We start from the raw sequence: 17,490 nt of genomic DNA on the forward strand, positions 1-17,490 counted from the left end.
GCGGCGCTGTCAGTCCCCGGGCCGCTGGAACGCGCTGACGTAGGCGTTCGGGTCGCCCTGGCCGGTCCGGCCGGCGATCGGTCCGTACTTCCACGGGAAGTCCTGGGAGGTCTTGCTGCCCGGCAGGGTGAGGCGCATCGACGTGGCATTCAGCGTCTTCGCGTCGCTGTCCTTGCCGCGCACATAGGTGACCGTGAAGGTCGCGGAGTCTCCCTTGGCGAGCTTCAGCTTCTGGGCCTTGGCCCCCGCCTGGGGCTTCAGGGTCACCGCGCGGCCGGCCTGCTCGAGCTCGACGTGCGGAAAGCCGTCCAGGGTGCAGGGCGCGCTCTGGTTGGTGATGCCGACGACGACCTCGCCGGTGTCCCCGGCCGCCGGTGCCATGCTCGCGGCACTGGCGTTGACGGAGGCCTTGCCGACGGCGCAGCCACCGGCGGCGCCCTTGCTCCCGCCCCCTCCACCGTTGTTGCATGCGGTCAGGGCGAGGGCGGAGACGAGGACGGTGAGCGTGAGCGGAATGGCGCGCATGGGCTGGTTCCTGTCGAGGCGGTGACGGTGCCCCAGCATCATGGCGCCTACGCCCCGGGCTCGTACGCGCACCCCTCCGGAGTCACTGCTTCAAGCCGGTCGGCAGCCCGGAGGGCAGCTTGCCGCCCTCGGCCCGGGTGAACGTCTCCTGGCCGAGCTTGCCCGACCAGGTCACCTTCATGGCCTGCGCGTCGACCGAGTCGACCATGCCGGACACCCGGTCCTTGCTGCCGTCGGTGCAGGTCAGATGGATCATCTGCATCCCGGCCTCGGTGCCCGCCGTGCCGCTGCACACGGCACCGCCGGTCGCGAAGAGCCCTGCCTTCTTCCCGTTGACCACCAGCGCCACGACCTTGCCGCCCGTGGTGGTGATCCAGCTGCCCTGGAGCTTGCCGGAGGCCCCCGGCGCGGCGCCGGTGGGGGCACCCGAACCCGCGGTGGCCGTCGAGGACGGGCTCTGTGTGGAGTCGTCCTTGGAGCCGTCGCCCCCGCTGCTGCACGCCGTCAGCGCGAGCGCGCCCGTCAGACCCGCGGCCACGGCCACGGCCGTGGCGCGCACCCTTGCAGTCGCCCAAGTCACGTCAAGCTCCTAGCTGTAGCGGCCGGCCGCCCGTGGCCGGAGGACCCGCAGCAAGCTATCAGCAGGCCCTGGAGGGACCTGCGGACGCCGCCCGAGAGACAGGTAGGAGTTTTCCTACGATTGACGCGTAGGGAATCTCCTACCTATTGTCGCCCTCATGGACACCACGCACATCACGCACGCCTCCTTCGTCACCCTTCCGGTCTCCGACCAGGACCGTGCCCTGCGCTTCTACCGGGACGTACTGGGTTTCGAGGTCACCGCCGACCGGCAGCTGCCCCAGGGGCGCTGGCTCCAGGTGGCCCCCGAGGGTGCGCAGACCGTCTTCACGCTCTCGGGGCCGGACATGGGCGGTTTCACTCCCGGCTCCGCGCGGGGGATCATGTTGGTCACGACCGACGTCGACGCGGACTGTGCCCGGCTCGCCGCGGCCGGCATCCCCGTGCAGGGGCCGGACGAGCTCCCCTGGGGACGGATGGCCTCCTTCACGGACCCCGACGGCAACGGTCTGATGCTGCTGACGGAGAAGGAAGGCTTCTGACGGCCCCATGAACGGGACGGGTACCGCCGCCGAGGACCGCGTCTTCGCCGCGCTGGCGAACGCCACCCGCCGAGAGGTGCTGCGGCTGTTGCGCGAGCGCGGACCGCAGCCCGTCCAGGCCCTGGCCGACCATTTCGACATGCGCCGCCCGAGCCTCTCGGAACACCTCAAGGTGCTCCGGGAGGCCGGCCTCGTCTCCGAGCAGCGCTCCGGCCGGCAGCGCATCTACCGCCTGGAAGCGGCCCCGCTCGCCGAGCTGCAGGACTGGCTCCATCCGTACGAGCGGTTCTGGCGTGGGCAGCTGAAAGGTCTCGGTGAGCTGCTCGACCGTATGCCTGACGATGACGGGTCATGAGCACCGAACCCGATGACGACCTCACGACCATCCGCGTCGCCCAGTACTTCCCGCACCCGCCCGCCAAGGTCTGGCGCGCCCTCACCGAGCCGGAACTGCTGGCCCGCTGGCAGATGCCCGGCGCCGAGGACTTCCGGCTGGAGGTCGGCCACCGGTACCGGCTGACCTCGGTCCCGCGTCCCAACGCCCGCTTCTCCGGTGTCGTCGAGGTGCGGGTGCTCGCCTACGACATCGAGCGGATGCTGTCCCTCCGGTGGGCGGACGCCGATCCCGCCAATCCCGCGGACTGGACCATCACCTGGACCCTGGAACAGGAAGGGCGCGGAACGCGTCTGTTTCTAGTACACGAGGGATTCGATCCGGACGATCCGGCTCAGATGATGGCGCGGAAGATCATGGGCGGGGGCTGGAGGGGACATGTCCTGCCCGCTCTGGGGCAGACGCTCAACCAGCTTCGGTAAAGCAGGCGTCAAAGGAGTAACTGAGGGATAACCCCGCGTGCACGTGCATCTGCCCATGCACCTGCACGTGAACAGGGCTATGATCCGGGTCAGTTGACTACAGCATCTATGGCCACACCAGCCAGTGCACCGGGGAGCGACCTGTGGACCACGACGTTGACAGCGTGTACAGGGGGTACGACGTGTACAACGGCATGGCTGCCACGCAGCTGGACGGAGTGGCCTGGCAGAAGAGCCGGCACAGCAACTCGCAGGGCTCCTGCGTGGAGTTCGCGCGGCTGCCCGGTGGCGATGTGGCCGTACGCAACTCCCGCTTCCCGGACGGGCCCGCGCTCGTCTACACACGCGCGGAGATCGAGGCGATGCTCCTCGGCGTCAAGGACGGCGAGTTCGACCACCTGACTAGCTGACGCACGAGTACCGGCCGCGAACGGGCCGGTCGTTGCAGAGGTGTCGGACGAGTTAACGCGCGTAGAAAGACTGCGCCGTCGAAGGCCGTGAACGCAGAAGGCCGTGAATGCCGCGTTCCGGCTTCAGTCGGAGGACTGAAGCCGGAACAGCGCCCATACGACCTTGCCGCTCAGCGTGCCCGCGAGCGGGTGCCAGCCCCAGCTGTCGCTGAAGGAGTCGACCAGGAACAGGCCGCGCCCCGACTCCGCCGAGAAGTCGTCCGAGTCGCGCGGGACAGGTGTCTCGTGGCTCGGGTCGCGTACCGCGCACACCAACCGCTCGGTCCAGCGCATCACATGCAGCCGCACGGACGGTCCGTGGTCGGCGGCACGGCCCGGCTCCGTCGGCATCGCGTGGCGCAGGGCGTTGGTGACGAGTTCGGAGACGACCAGGCATATGTCGTCGAAGCGGTCGTCCACGTCCCACTGGTCGAGGGTGTTCCGGGTGAAGCGACGGGCCTCGCGCACCGCTTCGTAGCGGGCGGGCAGTGCGCAGGAGGCGGCATCGGACACGGCCGCGGGGTCGAGTGGAGGAAGGCCCTGCCGTAATGGCTTGAGCATGGTCGATCCATTCGTTCCCATGCGAGGCACTCCCGGGATTCCGCGGTCGTTGCGATGCAGCGGTGGCGCGGGACCATGGTTTCGGATGGGAAGGGCAGATGCAAGGGCAAATGCACGTGCACGAGACCGAATTGAACCTGCCCGTACCGCTTCTTGGCCATTTTTTCCGCCATCTGGGAGTCGTCTTTAGGCGGTTGGCGGTGGCGAACCCGTCTCCATCCTGCGCACAAGCGGCCGACCTCTTTCCGTTTCCGTAACCGGATGAGTACTGCGCGAAGCGTTTTAGTGGCAGACTTCGGCCCCTGAAGACGGTTGGGGAGGCGACGAACGTGAGCGCGGGAGAGCCCGGATCGGTGGTGCGGCGCATGCTGCTCGGCTCGCAACTCAGGCGACTGCGTGAAGCGCGGGGGGTCACGCGCGAGGCGGCGGGGTACTCCATCCGCGCCTCCGAGTCGAAGATCAGCCGGATGGAACTGGGCCGGGTCAGCTTCAAGACCAGAGACGTCGAGGACCTGCTGACGCTGTACGGCATCAACGACGAGGCGGAGCGCGAGTCGCTGCTCTCCCTCGCTCGGGAGGCCAACGTCGCGGGCTGGTGGCACAGTTACACCGACGTCCTGCCCAGCTGGTTCCCCACCTATGTGGGCCTGGAGGGCGCCGCCTCCCTCATCCGCGCCTACGAGGTGCAGTTCGTGCACGGCCTGCTCCAGACCGAGGCCTACGCCCGCGCGGTGGTCCGGCGCGGCATGAAGGGCGCGAGCCCGGCCGACGTGGAGCGGCGGGTCGCGCTGCGCCTGGAGCGGCAGAAGCACCTGCTGGACGACAACGCCCCCGAGTTCCACATCGTGCTGGACGAGGCCGCGCTGCGCCGTCCGTACGGCGACCGCGAGGTGATGCGCGGACAGCTCCAGCACCTGATCGACCTCTCCGAGCGGCCCAACGTACGGCTCCAGATCATGCCGTTCAGCTTCGGCGGGCACTCCGGCGAGAGCGGCGCCTTCACGATCCTCAGCTTCCCCGAGTCCGACCTGTCCGACGTGGTCTACCTGGAGCAGCTGACCAGCGCCCTCTACCTCGACAAGCGGGAGGACGTCGCCCAGTACGAGCAGGCGCTGAAGGAGCTGCAGCAGGACAGTCCCGGCCCGGACGAGAGCCGGGATCTGCTCCGCGGACTCCTTCAACTCTCTTGAAACACAAGTACGATGACGTGTGATCAGACTGTGAGTGGATCTGGTGTCTGCTAGCGATTGAGGGATCACATGTCGTCCTACTTCACCGACCTGGCCCTGCAGTACATCGACGGTGAGTGGCGTCCGGGCACCGGCTCCTGGGACGTCATCGACTTCAACCCCTACAACGACGAGAAGCTGGCCGCCATCACCGTGGCCACGGTCGACGAGGTCGACCAGGCCTACCGGGCCGCCGCCCGCGCGCAGAAGCAGTGGGCCGCGACCAACGCGTACGCCCGCCGTACCGTCTTCGAGCGGGCGCTCAGGCTGATCGAGGAGCGCGAGCAGGAGATAGCCGACCTGATCATCGCGGAGCTGGGCGGCACGCGCGTCAAGGCGGGCTTCGAGCTGCACCTCGCCAAGGAGTTCCTGCGCGAGTCGGTCCACCTGGCGCTGCGCCCCGAGGGCAAGCTGCTGCCCTCTCCGACGGACGGCAAGGAGAACCGGGTCTACCGGGTTCCGGTGGGCGTCGTCGGCGTGATCAGCCCCTTCAACTTCCCCTTCCTGCTGTCGCTGAAGTCGGTGGCCCCGGCGCTCGCCCTCGGCAACGGCGTGGTCCTCAAGCCGCACCAGAACACCCCGATCTCCGGCGGCACCCTGGTCGCGAAGATCTTCGAGGAGGCGGGGCTGCCGGGCGGTCTGCTCAACGTCGTCGTCACCGACATAGCCGAGATAGGCGACGCCTTCATCGACCACCCGATCCCCAAGGTCATCTCCTTCACCGGTTCCGACCGGGTCGGCCGGCACGTCGCGACCGTGTGCGCCAAGAACTTCAAGCGCGCGGTGCTCGAACTGGGCGGCAACAGCGCGCTGGTGGTGCTGGACGACGCCGACATCGACTACGCGGTGGACGCGGCGGTCTTCAGCCGGTTCGTCCACCAGGGCCAGGTCTGCATGGCCGCGAACCGGGTCCTCGTGGACCGGTCCATAGCCGACGAGTTCACCGAGAAGTTCGTCGCCAAGGTCAAGACCCTCAAGGTCGGCGACCCGAGCGACCCGCAGACCGTCATCGGCCCGGTGATCAACACCACCCAGGCCAACGCGATTTCGGGCGCGATCGAGCAGGCGCTCGCCGAGGGCGCCACCGCCCTGGTGCAGGGCACCGTCTCCGGCAACCTGGTCGAGCCCACCGTGCTGACCGATGTGCCCGCCGGCTCCAGCCTGCTCCAGCAGGAGGTCTTCGGCCCGGTCGTCTTCCTCGTCCCGTTCGACGGCGAGGAGGAGGCGGTCCGGATCGTCAACGACACCCCCTACGGCCTCAGCGGCGCCGTGCACACCGGTGACATCGAGCGCGGTGTGGCCTTCGCGAAGCAGATCGACACCGGCATGTTCCACGTGAACGACGGCACCGTGCACGACGAGCCGCTCGTACCCTTCGGCGGCGAGAAGCACTCCGGCATCGGCCGCCTGAACGGCGAGACGACGATGGAGGCCTTCACCACCATCAAGTGGATCTCGGTGCAGCACGGCCGCAGCGGCTTCCCGTTCTAGGTTTCCTTCGAGCCAGGTTTTCCTTCGAGGCTCTCTTCGCCCGACGGGCCATTGCGGACAGAACCTGACCGCAATGGCCCGTAGCTTTCTCGGTGTCAGGGAAACGGACTTGAGGAAAGGCGGCCGGTCATGGTCACGCACGTGAGCGCGGAGGCACAGGGCGACGAGCGCGGGGCGCTGCTCGCCTTTATAGAGGAACAGCGCGGCGGTATCCGCCGGGCGCTGCTGGGGCTGACCGAGGAACAGGCCCGCATGCGCCCCAGCGCGAGCGAACTGTCCCTGGGCGGACTGCTCAAGCACGTCACCGAGACCGAGCAGGGCTGGGTGGCCCGCGCCAAGCAGGAGGCCGCGGCGGTCAAGCGCGACGAGTCGAACTGGCACGAGTCCTTCCAGCTGACGGACGACGAGACCGTCGCCGGGCAGCTCGCCTACTGGGAGGAGGTCGCCGCGGAGACGGAGAAGTTCATCCGCTCCGCGCCCAGCCTGGACGACTCCTTCCCGCTGCCGCCCGACCCCTGGTTCCCGCCGGAGGGCCGCGTCTCGCTGCGCTGGCTCTGCCTGCACCTGATCCGGGAGACGGCCCGGCACGCCGGCCACGCCGACATCATCCGGGAGTCCCTGGACGGCAAGACCGCGTTCGAGCTGGTGGCCCTGGAGCAGGCGGGATAGCCGTACACGCCTAACCTGGACCGCATGTCAGCGATCCGTCTGCTCGTGCTGGGCGCGGTCCGCCAGCACGGGCGGGCCCACGGCTACCAGGTGCGCGCCGACCTGGAGTACTGGGGCGCGCACGAGTGGTCCAACGCCAAGCCGGGCTCGATCTACCACGCCCTGAAGCAGATGGCCCGGCAGGGACTGCTGCACGCGCACGAGATCGCGCCGTCCACGGCCGGGGGACCGCCCCGCACCGAGTACGAGGTCACCGAGCAGGGCACCGAGGAGTACTTCACGCTCCTTCGGGAGGCCCTGGCCGCCCGCGACCGGAGCATCGACCTGCTCTCCACGGCCATCGGCTTCATGGTCGACCTGGAACGCGCCGAGGTGGTGGCCCTGCTCCGGGAGCGGCTGCGCCGGCTGGCCGAGTGGCGCGGCTCCGTCACCGAGCACTACATCCCCGAGGACGGCCCGGAGAAGCTCGGCCACATCGGCGAGATCATGAACATGTGGGTCCACGCGGCCGACGGCGAGGCCGCCTGGACCCAGGGCCTGATCGCACGCATCGAGAAGGGCGCCTACACCTTCGCGGGCGAGGGCGAACCGTTCGTCGGCGTACTCGCCGAGGGCCAGGAGAACCCCTACGCCACGGGGGAGCGGCACCCCGAAGACACGCGCTAGTGGTGGAAGCCGGTCGCTGCGTCCTTGTCCCGGACCAGGGGGTGCGGCTGGCGGCGCAGCTCCGGGACGAGGCGGGTCAGGTCGGCCATGAACAGGTCGGCCAGGTCGTGCGAGAAGCCGTTGCGGCACACGACCCGCAGCACGGACAGATCCTCCCGGTTCGGCGGGAAGGTGTACGCGGGCACCAGCCAGCCGCTCTCGCGCATCCGCCGGGAGACGTCGAAGACGTCGTACGACGACACGCCGTCGGCCATGGTGAAGGCGAAGACCGGCAGCTGGCTCCCGCGCGTGAGCAGGCGGAAGTCACCGAGCGCCGCGATCCGCTCCGCGAGCGAGCACGCCACCTCCCGGGTGGAGCGCTGCACCAGCCGGTAGCCCTCCCGGCCCAGCCGCAGGAACGAGTAGTACTGCCCGACCACCTGCGCGCCGGGCCGCGAGAAGTTGAGTGCGAAGGTCGGCATGTCGCCGCCCAGGTAGTTGACCCGGAAGACCAGCTCCTCGGGCAGCGCTTCCTGGTCCCGCCACAGCGCCCAGCCGACGCCCGGGTAGACCAGGCCGTACTTGTGCCCCGAGGTGTTGATCGAGGCCACCCGGGGCAGCCGGAAGTCCCACACCAGGTCCTCGTCCAGGAAGGGCGCCACCATGCCCCCGGACGCCCCGTCGACGTGCACGGGGATGTCGAGCCCGGTGCGCTCCTGGAGGACGTCCAGGGCCGCGCACAGCTCCGCGATGGGCTCGTACGACCCGTCGAAGGTGGAGCCGAGGACGCCGACGACCCCGATGGTGTTCTCGTCGCACAGCTGCGCGGCGGCCTCGGGATCCAGGTGGAAACGGTCGCCCTCCATCGGCACCTGCCGGGCCTCCACCTCCCAGAAGTTGCAGAACTTCTCCCAGCAGACCTGGACGTTGACGCCCATGACCAGATTGGGCCGTGCCCCCGGATACCGGTCGGCGTTGCGCTTGGCCCACCGGCGCTTGAGCGCCATCCCGGCGAGCATGCACGCCTCGCTGGACCCGGTGGTCGAACAGCCGACGACGGCCGAGGGGTCCGGCGCGTTCCACAGGTCGGCGAGCATCGCCACGCAGCGCTTCTCCAGCTCGGCCGTGCGCGGGTACTCGTCCTTGTCGATCATGTTCTTGTCCCGGCACTCCTGCATCAGCGCCCCGGCCTGCGGCTCCATCCAGGTGGTGACGAAGGTCGCCAGGTTCAGCCGGGAGTTGCCGTCCAGCATCAGCTCGTCGTGGACCAGCTGGTACGCCGTCGTCGGGGACATCGGGGCGTCCGGGAGCCGGTGCGTGGGCGGGGCCTCGGTCATGCCGCCGACGGGGTTGGCCTCCCCGAAGAACGGGTTGACCGCCAGCGACCGCTCGTCGTGTTTCTCCGGACCTTGGTGCAACGCCATGGGCTTGCCCTCCTCAGCGGCGGAGTGGATGCGTGGCTTGGATTGAAGCAGGCTCACGCGTTTCCTTCGGGATCCGTAGTGATGTGTCGTCGTTCGGCCTCATGCCGGGTGTCGGTGTCGTGTATGAGTTCGTAGATCGAATGTGTGACCTTTTCGCGGGAATGTCGTTGATCGGATGACAGAGGGGCGGACAGCGGGGAGTGGGTGCTGGTGAGCCGGAGGCTGCGATTGGGTGAGGGCGAGGCGGCCGGTACCGCCTGTGCCCGTGGTCTGCTGCGTACGGGGGTGGTAGAGAAGACGGGCGAGGTGCTGTCGGCCGCGGTGCTGGCGGAGCGGGTGGGCTGGGCGGCTGATCTGGTGTCCGGCATGGCGACCTCGCTGCTGGCCGCGCACTGGAACGCCACCGACGTGAGCGCGCTCGCCTCCGGTACGGACGCGGTAGGCCGTGCGCTGCCGTCGAACGCGTGGATGGCGCTGCGGCGCCTGGGCTGGAGTGCCGCCCTGACCGAGGGCATCCGCGTCAATGACCGGATCGTGCGCATGGCCCAGGAAACCGCCGGGCGCACGCTGCGATCGGTGAAATGGCGGGCCGACCTGACCGCCGGGATTCTGGCGACGTGGCCTGCCGAACCGGGCAAGCGCACCCCGGCCGAGTGGGATGCGGTCCGCGCGGCCATTCACGATGGCCGGCACCTGCCGTCCATCGTGATCAGATCCCGGACCCGGCAGATTGCCGCCTTCGCCAAGAAGCACGGCCGGTTGCCGGTCGATGTGTTCGAGCTGGAGGCCGCACCCCGCACGGCGCGGATGCTGCTGCTGTCGGCTTGTGACGGGCAGCAGGCGTCGATCGCCCGTGTTGATGATCCGGGCCGGGCGCTGCTGCGACTGCAGTTGCCCACCCGCCCAAACCCGCGCTCCTACCGGGACTGGAGCTGGGTGGCCTGCTCGATCACGCTGCCGCCGATCGTCCCGCTCGGCGCGGTGCTGCACCTGCCTACCCTGCGCATCCACCAGGGCCGGGTGAGGGTGGATCTCGCCTACACCCACGCCGTGCCCATGGCCCGGCGCAGTGGGCACACCATTGCCCTCGGCGTGGACTGGGGGCTGAACACCCTGCTCAGCGCGGGCGCGGTCCGCCTGCACGGCGACGGGAAGATCACCGCTCTCGGCACGGGTGGCATGTTCCGCGCCTCTGGTGTGCAGGCTAAACAGCACCGGCTGCGCCGCGAGAGCGAGCACCTGCATACCAAGGCCGGCCACTACAAGCGGCTCATCGCCGGAAACCACACGCATCCGCTGACGGTCAAACAGCAGGTGCTCGCCGAGGAGCTCCGGCACGTCTGCGACCGCCGCTCCCACCTCAACGACGCCCTCGCCTGGTCCGCCGCACGCTGGACGGTCGATCAGGCCATCACCGCCCGTGCGACCGTGATCTACATCGAAGACCTTCGCTCGATGGAAGCCCGGGGCATGGGCCGCACCCTCAACACCCGCCTGTCCCAGCAGGTACGCGGGCAGATCGTGGACCGGATGCGGCACCTGGCCGCCGAGGCGGGCATCACCGTCGTCACCGTCCCCGCCCGCGACACCTCCCGGCACTGCCCCCACTGTCTCGTCCCGCTGCGCCACCGCAAGGCCCCCGACCGGCCCACCACACCCGGCTGGAAATGGGCCGTCTGCCTGAATCCAGAGTGTGGCTGGCAAGGCGACCGCGATATGGGGGCCTGGCAGCGCATCGCCGCGCGTGGCCTGGCCCACCAGACCAAGACCGTCACCGACCGCGCCACCGGCACCATGGTCATCCGCTCGGTGGTGGACGAACTCGAAACTCAAGCCATGGTCACCCCGGCCACGAAGACCAGCTGGAAGGACCGGTCCAAGACCGGCCCCACCCGGCACCGCACCACACGCCCCGCGCCCAGGCGACGCAGGGCACCCTCCCCCACCAGCCCCACAGGTTCGGCGGGACAGCGTCCGGAGGGACACGCTCACACGGGCCGGATGAGGCTGCCCCGCGCAGCCCACCGACACCAGGGCGTGACGACGATCAGCACACCCGCCACCGGCCGACACCGGCCACGAGGAGCGGCACTGGGTGCAGGATTCCACCTGCACGCCCACGCCACCCCGCCACGGTGGGCACCACCCATGCCTGACGCCACGTTCTTGCATGGGATCGCTTAGCTGATCAGAGACGCTTGCACCTCACGTGGCGTGAGGCCGCACCGTGGAGCGCGTACCGACCGAAGGAGCGGAAAGTGAGCTACTCCGTAGGACAGATCTACTCCGTGGGACAGGTCGCGCAGTTCGCCGGGGTCACGGTGCGCACCCTGCACCACTACGACGAGATCGGCCTGCTCGTCCCGAGCGAGCGCACCCACGCCGGTCACCGGCGCTACGGCGACGCCGACCTCGACCGGCTCCAGCAGATCCTGTTCTACCGGGAACTCGGCTTCCCGCTCGACGAGGTCGCGGTCCTGCTCGACGACCCGGACGCGGACCCGCGCGAACACCTGCGCCGCCAGCACGAACTGCTGACCGCCCGGATCGAGAGGCTCCAGAAGATGGCCGCGGCCGTGGAGCACGCCATGGAGGCACGCAAGATGGGCATCAACCTCACGCCGGAGGAGCGGTTCGAGGTCTTCGGGGACAAGGACCCCGAGCAGTACGCCGAGGAGGCGGAGGCGCGCTGGGGCGGCACGGAGCAGTACGCCGAGTCGCAGCGCCGTGCCGCGACCTACACCAAGGAGGACTGGAAGCGGCTGCAGGCCGAGGTCGACGACTGGAGCGCGCGGTACGCCGCCCTGGTGGCCGCCGGTGACCCGCCGACCGGCGAGGCCGCCATGGAGCTGGCCGAGGAGCACCGGCAGCACATCAGCAGGTGGTTCTACGACTGCCCGTACGAGATGCACCGCTGCCTGGGCGACATGTACATCGCCGACGAGCGGTTCAAGGCCTTCTACGACTCCATGCACGAGGGTCTCGCCGAGCACCTGCGGGACGCGATCACCGCGAACGCCGACCGGCACACGGTGTGACCTCCTGTCCCCCCGGCCCGGGAGCGCTACTCCCGGGCCAGCACCACGGCCGTCCCGTAAGCGCACACCTCGGTGCCCACGTCCGCGGTCTCGGTCACGTCGAACCGGAACGCCAGCACGCCGTTGGCGCCACGCGCGCGTGCCTGCTCCACCAGCCGCTCCATGGCCTGGTTGCGGGTCTCCACGAGCGTCTTGGTGAGCCCCTTCAGCTCGCCGCCGATCATGGCCTTCAGCCCGGCGCCGATCTGGCTGCCGAGGTGCCGTGAGCGCACGGTGAGCCCGAAGACCTCGCCGAGTACTTCCTGCACCCGGTATCCGGGCACCTCGTTCGTCGTCACGACCAGCACGTCCGGCCGGGGCCCCTGGCCGCCGCCGTAGTCATCGAGTCCCATGGCTCACAGCTTTGTCCGGGTTGTCGCACAGTGCATCCTGGAGTCACCCGTGGAACCTGGGGCGGCCATCTGGCGTTGATAGCGTTGTGCGACCACGTGTGGCCCACATGGACGTCGTAGCCGTCCTCGTCCCCCCTCAGGAGCCCGGACCCGTGATGACACTCGCCCTCGGCCCGAGCTGGCTGGACCCCAACTATCTGCTCGACACGTACAGCATCTGGGGTCTGCTGCTCGTCGTCTTCGCCGAGTCCGGCCTGCTCATCGGTTTCTTCCTGCCGGGTGACTCGCTGCTGTTCACCTGCGGCCTGCTGATCACGTCGCACCAGCTCGACTTCCCGCTGTGGGGCGCCATCGCGCTCATCTGCATCGCCGCGATCCTCGGCGACCAGGCGGGCTACATGTTCGGCAAGAAGGTCGGCCCGTCCCTGTTCAACCGGCCCGACTCGCGCCTGTTCAAGCAGGAGAACGTCACCAAGGCGCACGAGTTCTTCGAGAAGTACGGTCCGAAGTCCCTGGTCCTGGCCCGCTTCGTGCCCATCGTGCGCACGTTCACGCCGATCATCGCCGGCGTCAGCGGCATGCGGTACCGCTCCTTCCTGACCTTCAACATAATCGGCGGCACCCTGTGGGGAGCGGGTGTCACGCTGCTCGGCTCCTGGCTCGGCAACATCGGCTTCGTCAAGAAGAACATCGAGGCGATCCTCATCCTGATCGTCCTCGTCTCGGTGGTCCCGATCGCGATCGAGTTCCTGCGGGCCCGGAGCAAGGAGAAGAAGGCCCTGCGGACCGAGCCGGCGGCCCCGCAGGCGGCCCGCCCGGCACCGCCGATGGACGACGCGACGGCCCAGCTGCGCCGCATCGAGCCGGAGCAGCCGTACCAGCAGCCGCACGGGCGGCAGTACCCGCAGCAGCCGTACCAGCAGCCCCAGCCCCAGCCCCAGCAGCAGGACTGGAACCAGGGGTACGACCCGCGGCAGAACCAGGGCTACGACCAGCAGCCGCACTGGGACCAGCAGCAGTACCCGCAGCAGTACGACCAGAACCAGTACGACCAGAACCAGTACGACCAGAACCAGTACGACCAGAACCAGTACGACCAGAACCAGTACGACCAGAACCAGTACCCCTACGACTACCGCCAGCACTAGCAAGGGGGCGCGGGGAACTGCTCCCGAGCCAGTAGGCGCTCAGAAACCGCGAGTCCGCTTCGCGGCTCTCCGCTTCCCGGCGGAGCCGATCCGCAGGGTCAGCCGGGAGATCTCCGAGCCCAGGTTGACGCCGATGGCGATGGCCATGGCGAGCGAGGCGGCCTTGGCCAGCGACACCAGCCCCTTGTCCACCTGGTTCTGCGCCATGGACAGCAGCCCGAAGTACGTCGCGGAACCGGGCAGCAGCGGCCCGATCGCCGCCGTCGTGTACGGCAGCGCGGAGGCGAACCGGTAGCGCGACAGCAGCTGTCCGAACAGGCCCACCAGGCCCGCCGCCACGGCCGTGGAGGCGACCGGGGAGATGCCGCCCGCGTAGTGCATCGCGCCGTACACCGACCATGCGACACCGCCGTTGAGCGTCACCCACAGCACAGTGGATCGTTCCTGCTGGAGCAGCACCGCGAAGGTCAGCGACAGCATCATCGAGGCGGCGATCTGCAGCAGCGGCCGTTCGGAGATGTTCAGTGCCGCGTCCGGGTTGAGCTTGCCGCCCACCTTCACGCCGAAGTACAGGACGGTCAGCACGCCGATCACGATGCCGACGAAGAAGTACATGACCTCCAGCAGGCGGGCGGATGCGGTGATGTAAAAGCCCGTCAGTCCGTCCTGCACGCCCGCCACCAGCGCCCGTCCGGGCAGCAGCGCGAACAGTCCACCGGTGATGACGGCGGACGCCGCCACGTCGACGTGCGCCAGCGCGAAGGCCACCCCGATCGCCGCAGGAGGCATCGCGGCGATCGTGAACTGGTAGAACTCCGGCAGCCCGCGCCCGGCGCACAGCCAGGCGAGCCGGTCGCCGAGCATCGCGCCGAGCGCCGCCGCGACGAACACGAGCAGGTCACCGCCGACCAGCACGGAGGCCGCGCCGGCGAGCAGTCCGCCGGCCAGGGTCAGCGCCCAGCCGGGGTACGGGTGCCGGTTGCGGCGGATCTCCGCCAGCCGCCGGTAGGCCTCCTCCAGGGAGACATGCGTCTCCGGGTCGGACAGGTCGTCCACCAGCCGGAACACGGCCGCGAGCCGCGTGTAGTCGGTGCCCCGCCGCCGTACCGTCCTCGACGCCGTCACCGGGTCCTCGACCAGCGACGGCTGGTGCGAGATCGACAGCAGCGTGAAGGTCACGTTCGGCTCGCAGCGGTCCAGGCCGTAGGAGCGGCACACCGCGAACATCGCGGCCTCCACGTCCTCCGCGCCCTCGCCGCCCGCCAGCAGCAGCTCGCCGATACGCAGGGTCAGGTCGAGCACGCGCGGGATCGCCGGGCCGCCCTCCTCCACCCGCTGCACCGGCTCCGGCGCAGGCCGCTCGGTCACCGGCATGCGCAGCATCGTCCGCATCCGGTCCTGCCAGGGCGCGTCCTTGATCAGGCTGACCGGTATCCCGGACGCCGGGGTGAACGCGGACGGAGCGTGCTGGGCGCTGTAGCCGCGCGGCGTGGTGAACGCCGACCCCTCCGGTTCGGCGCTCGGCAGGTGCGGGGTCTCCAGCCCCTGTGGCACCGCGAACTCGGACGTCGTCTCCGGCTCAGCGCCGCCCTCGGGGACCTCGATGCCCTTGGGAATGGCGAACTCGGATGTCAGCTCCGGGTCGTACACGGCTCGCGCCTCGTCCGACCGGGGCTTACGGTCCTGCGCCTCCGCCTCCGTCACCTCAAACCGCTCCCTGAACGACACCTTCCGTAGGCCTCAGTATGCGCATGCGTACGCAAACGGGCCGCACGCGTGTGCGTACGGCCCGTGGAATGCAAGGAGATCAGTGACCGCCCTGCTCCTTGAAGCGCTTGTAGGAACGCTCGATCTCGGCCTCGGCGTCCGTACGGCCCACCCAGTTGGCGCCCTCGACCGACTTGCCGGGCTCCAGGTCCTTGTACACCTCGAAGAAGTGCTGGATCTCCAGGCGGTCGAACTCCGACACGTGGTGGATGTCGCGCAGGTGCTCGACACGCGGGTCGGTGGCCGGAACGCAGAGCAGCTTGTCGTCGCCGCCCGCCTCGTCCGTCATCCGGAACATGCCGATCGCACGGCACTTGATCAGGCAGCCCGGGAAGGTCGGCTCGTCCAGGATGACCAGCGCGTCCAGCGGGTCGCCGTCCTCGCCGAGAGTGTTCTCGACGAAGCCGTAGTCGGTCGGGTACGCGGTCGAGGTGAAGAGACGACGGTCCAGGCGGATCCGACCGGTCTCGTGGTCCACCTCGTACTTGTTGCGCGAACCCTTCGGGATCTCGATCGTGACGTCGAACTCCACCGGTGGCTCCTCCATGATCAGCACATAGTTCTGGTGATTAAGTGTCCCTCACGCAGGTGTGTGATCGCGAAAGGGGCTGGTGGTCGTGCCAGAGCTGAGGCCTTGGCGAGCCGCGAGACCGCACGTGGTGCGGATCGCGAACGCCGTACGACCGCGTCTGGCGAGCGCCGTGACGGCTGCGAAACCGCGCAGCGCACGGCTGACCGGGGCACTGCGACCGCTGCTCGGCCGCCTCCCCCGGCCACGGACCCTCAGGACCTGGCACTACACCGCGGGTGCCGCCACCGCCGGGCTGGCGCTGGCCGCGGGCGTGGTGTCCGTGGCAGGTCCCTGGGACGCCAACGGTCAGCGTACGGCCGAGCGGGACCGGGCGGTCGCCCTGGAGCGGACGGGTGGCGCAGATCACGGCTTTGGCACGGGCGCGGGGGCGCCGCGCCCCGCGCCGAGCGCCGAGGCCGTTCTGGCGGGCCTGGGCGGCGCCACGGGGCCCGTGACGACCAAAGAGGCCCCGCCCGGGGAAAAGGCTCTCTCGGACGTCCTGAAGCCCTTCCTGGGCGCCCCCGCGCTCGGCGCCGGCCACGCGGCGGCCGTCGTCGACGTCGCCACCGGCAAGCGCCTCTACGGCACCGGCGCGGAGAAGGCCCTCACCCCCGCCTCCACCACCAAGATCGCCACCGCCGTGGCCGCGCTGTCCGCCCTCGGCCCCGACCATCGCTTCACCACCCGCGCCGTCCTCGAACCCGACACCAGGGAACTGGTTCTGGTGGGCGGCGGCGACCCGACCCTGACGGCCCGGCCGAAGGCCGGAAGCTGGGCGAGCCTGCGCACCCTGGCGGACCAGACCGCGAAAGCCCTGCAGGGCCGCGGCATCCGCAAGATCACCCTCTCCTACGACACCACGCTCTACTCCGGGCCCGCACTGCACCGTATGGGCGTCGACCCCAACATCGCGCTCGTCAGCGCGCTGACCGCCGACGAGGGCCGTACCGACGGCTCGACCGAGGGCCCGGCCGTGCGGGTCGCCGACCCGGCGGCGGACGCGGCCCGGAAGTTCGCGGGCTTCCTCAAGGACGACGGGATCACCACCACGTCCCCCGGCCCCTCCAAGGCCACCACGCGCGCGCAGAGCCTTGCCGCCGTCTCCTCGCCGCCGCTGTCCGCGGTGGTCGAGCGCATGCTGACCTACAGCGACAACGACATCGCCGAAGCCCTGGCCCGTCAGACCGCCCTCGCGAGCGGCGAGCCGGCGAGCTTCGCCGGCGGCGCCAAGGCCATCGGCGCACGGCTGCGGGGGCTCGGCCTGCCGGTGTCCGGCGCCTCCTTCCACGACGGCAGTGGCCTCGACCGCGACGACCGGCTCACCGCCGGCCTGCTCACCGCCCTCCTGGTCAAGGCCGGCGACCCGGCCCGCCCCGGCCTGCGCCCCGTCCTCACCGGCCTCCCCGTGGCGGGCTTCACCGGCACCCTCACCGACCGCTTCACGGGCGGCGCGGCCGGTGTCGTACACGCCAAGACGGGCACCCTGACCGGCGTGAACACCCTGGCGGGCACGGTCGTGGACCAGGACGGCCGCCTCCTGGCCTTCGCGTTCCTCGCCTACGGCACGACGAACCGTCTGGAGGCCCAGACGGCCCTGGACAGGACGGCGACGGCGTTGGCGGGGTGCGGCTGCCGGTGACTGTG

The 17,490-nt window shown here is 69.7% G+C and carries 19 protein-coding genes; 12 read left to right on the forward strand and 7 right to left on the reverse strand.

Features of this window, described 5'->3' with window-relative positions; all coding sequences use genetic code 11:
• Positions 1–9 precede the first annotated feature (9 nt).
• Together ACWD3E_RS12875 and ACWD3E_RS12880 are read right to left on the reverse strand one after the other, a co-directional pair.
• Positions 10–525, reverse strand: coding sequence for a DUF4232 domain-containing protein (locus tag ACWD3E_RS12875; RefSeq protein WP_451387563.1), 516 nt, complete (start codon positions 523–525; stop codon positions 10–12).
• An 82-nt stretch (positions 526–607) separates the two neighbouring features.
• Positions 608–1,105, reverse strand: coding sequence for a hypothetical protein (locus tag ACWD3E_RS12880; protein WP_451387564.1), 498 nt, complete (start codon positions 1,103–1,105; stop codon positions 608–610).
• Between the two features lie 157 nt (positions 1,106–1,262).
• Between ACWD3E_RS12880 and ACWD3E_RS12885 the strand changes: the two genes are divergently transcribed.
• The 4 genes from ACWD3E_RS12885 (at position 1,263) to ACWD3E_RS12900 (ending at position 2,872) form a co-directional block, all read left to right on the forward strand.
• Positions 1,263–1,646, forward strand: a complete 384-nt coding sequence (locus ACWD3E_RS12885) for a VOC family protein (RefSeq protein ID WP_451387565.1) — start codon at positions 1,263–1,265, stop codon at positions 1,644–1,646.
• Positions 1,647–1,653: 7 nt separating this feature from the next.
• Positions 1,654–2,001 carry an ArsR/SmtB family transcription factor gene (locus tag ACWD3E_RS12890; RefSeq protein ID WP_451387566.1) on the forward strand — a complete coding sequence of 116 codons (348 nt, stop codon included), beginning with the start codon at positions 1,654–1,656 and terminating at the stop codon, positions 1,999–2,001.
• Positions 1,998–2,462: an SRPBCC family protein gene (locus ACWD3E_RS12895; RefSeq protein ID WP_451387567.1), complete on the forward strand. Its 465-nt coding sequence runs from the start codon at positions 1,998–2,000 to the stop codon at positions 2,460–2,462. The genes ACWD3E_RS12890 and ACWD3E_RS12895 overlap by 4 nt, the downstream gene beginning before the upstream one ends.
• Positions 2,463–2,605: 143 nt before the next feature.
• Positions 2,606–2,872, forward strand: coding sequence for a DUF397 domain-containing protein (locus ACWD3E_RS12900; RefSeq protein WP_451387568.1), 267 nt, complete (start codon positions 2,606–2,608; stop codon positions 2,870–2,872).
• Between the two features lie 123 nt (positions 2,873–2,995).
• Here the strand turns inward: ACWD3E_RS12900 and ACWD3E_RS12905 are convergent, their stop codons facing one another.
• Positions 2,996–3,493, reverse strand: coding sequence for an ATP-binding protein (locus tag ACWD3E_RS12905; protein WP_451387569.1), 498 nt, complete (start codon positions 3,491–3,493; stop codon positions 2,996–2,998).
• A 344-nt stretch (positions 3,494–3,837) separates the two neighbouring features.
• Between ACWD3E_RS12905 and ACWD3E_RS12910 the strand changes: the two genes are divergently transcribed.
• The 4 genes from ACWD3E_RS12910 (at position 3,838) to ACWD3E_RS12925 (ending at position 7,527) form a co-directional block, all read left to right on the forward strand.
• On the forward strand, positions 3,838–4,662 hold the full coding sequence (locus tag ACWD3E_RS12910) for a helix-turn-helix domain-containing protein (RefSeq protein WP_451387670.1): 825 nt from the start codon (positions 3,838–3,840) through the stop codon (positions 4,660–4,662).
• Positions 4,663–4,731: 69 nt separating this feature from the next.
• Positions 4,732–6,192 (forward strand): aldehyde dehydrogenase family protein, encoded by a 1,461-nt coding sequence (locus ACWD3E_RS12915; protein ID WP_451387570.1) that lies wholly within the window; start codon positions 4,732–4,734, stop codon positions 6,190–6,192.
• A 129-nt stretch (positions 6,193–6,321) separates the two neighbouring features.
• Positions 6,322–6,861 carry a DinB family protein gene (locus ACWD3E_RS12920; protein ID WP_451387571.1) on the forward strand — a complete coding sequence of 180 codons (540 nt, stop codon included), beginning with the start codon at positions 6,322–6,324 and terminating at the stop codon, positions 6,859–6,861.
• A gap of 24 nt (positions 6,862–6,885) precedes the next feature.
• A complete protein-coding gene (locus ACWD3E_RS12925) occupies positions 6,886–7,527 on the forward strand; it encodes a PadR family transcriptional regulator (protein ID WP_451387572.1) in 642 nt (213 codons plus the stop codon).
• Here ACWD3E_RS12925 and ACWD3E_RS12930 read toward each other — a convergent pair.
• Entirely contained in the window at positions 7,524–8,930 is a 1,407-nt protein-coding gene (locus ACWD3E_RS12930) for a glutamate decarboxylase (RefSeq protein WP_451387671.1), read from the reverse strand. The two genes, ACWD3E_RS12925 and ACWD3E_RS12930, sit on opposite strands and share 4 nt — an antisense overlap.
• Positions 8,931–9,140: 210 nt before the next feature.
• On the opposite strand from ACWD3E_RS12930, the gene ACWD3E_RS12935 reads away from it, so the two are divergent.
• Positions 9,141–11,114, forward strand: coding sequence for a zinc ribbon domain-containing protein (locus ACWD3E_RS12935; protein WP_451387573.1), 1,974 nt, complete (start codon positions 9,141–9,143; stop codon positions 11,112–11,114).
• Between the two features lie 74 nt (positions 11,115–11,188).
• Positions 11,189–11,968: a MerR family transcriptional regulator gene (locus ACWD3E_RS12940; RefSeq protein ID WP_451387574.1), complete on the forward strand. Its 780-nt coding sequence runs from the start codon at positions 11,189–11,191 to the stop codon at positions 11,966–11,968.
• Between the two features lie 26 nt (positions 11,969–11,994).
• On the opposite strand, the gene ACWD3E_RS12945 is transcribed toward ACWD3E_RS12940, so the two are convergent.
• Complete coding sequence (locus ACWD3E_RS12945) at positions 11,995–12,360, reverse strand: YbjQ family protein (protein WP_451387575.1); 366 nt, start codon at positions 12,358–12,360, stop codon at positions 11,995–11,997.
• Positions 12,361–12,512: 152 nt separating this feature from the next.
• On the opposite strand from ACWD3E_RS12945, the gene ACWD3E_RS12950 reads away from it, so the two are divergent.
• Positions 12,513–13,508 (forward strand): DedA family protein, encoded by a 996-nt coding sequence (locus ACWD3E_RS12950; RefSeq protein ID WP_451387576.1) that lies wholly within the window; start codon positions 12,513–12,515, stop codon positions 13,506–13,508.
• Positions 13,509–13,547: 39 nt separating this feature from the next.
• Here the strand turns inward: ACWD3E_RS12950 and ACWD3E_RS12955 are convergent, their stop codons facing one another.
• Together ACWD3E_RS12955 and ACWD3E_RS12960 are read right to left on the reverse strand one after the other, a co-directional pair.
• On the reverse strand, positions 13,548–15,212 hold the full coding sequence (locus ACWD3E_RS12955) for a threonine/serine ThrE exporter family protein (protein WP_451387577.1): 1,665 nt from the start codon (positions 15,210–15,212) through the stop codon (positions 13,548–13,550).
• Between the two features lie 103 nt (positions 15,213–15,315).
• Positions 15,316–15,807: an inorganic diphosphatase gene (locus ACWD3E_RS12960; protein ID WP_031115900.1), complete on the reverse strand. Its 492-nt coding sequence runs from the start codon at positions 15,805–15,807 to the stop codon at positions 15,316–15,318.
• 124 nt (positions 15,808–15,931) lie between these two features.
• On the opposite strand from ACWD3E_RS12960, the gene dacB reads away from it, so the two are divergent.
• Positions 15,932–17,485 (forward strand): D-alanyl-D-alanine carboxypeptidase/D-alanyl-D-alanine endopeptidase, encoded by a 1,554-nt coding sequence (dacB, locus tag ACWD3E_RS12965; RefSeq protein WP_451387672.1) that lies wholly within the window; start codon positions 15,932–15,934, stop codon positions 17,483–17,485.
• The last annotated feature ends 5 nt before the right edge of the window (positions 17,486–17,490 follow it).

Source organism: Streptomyces sp. NPDC002676 (assembly GCF_053592455.1).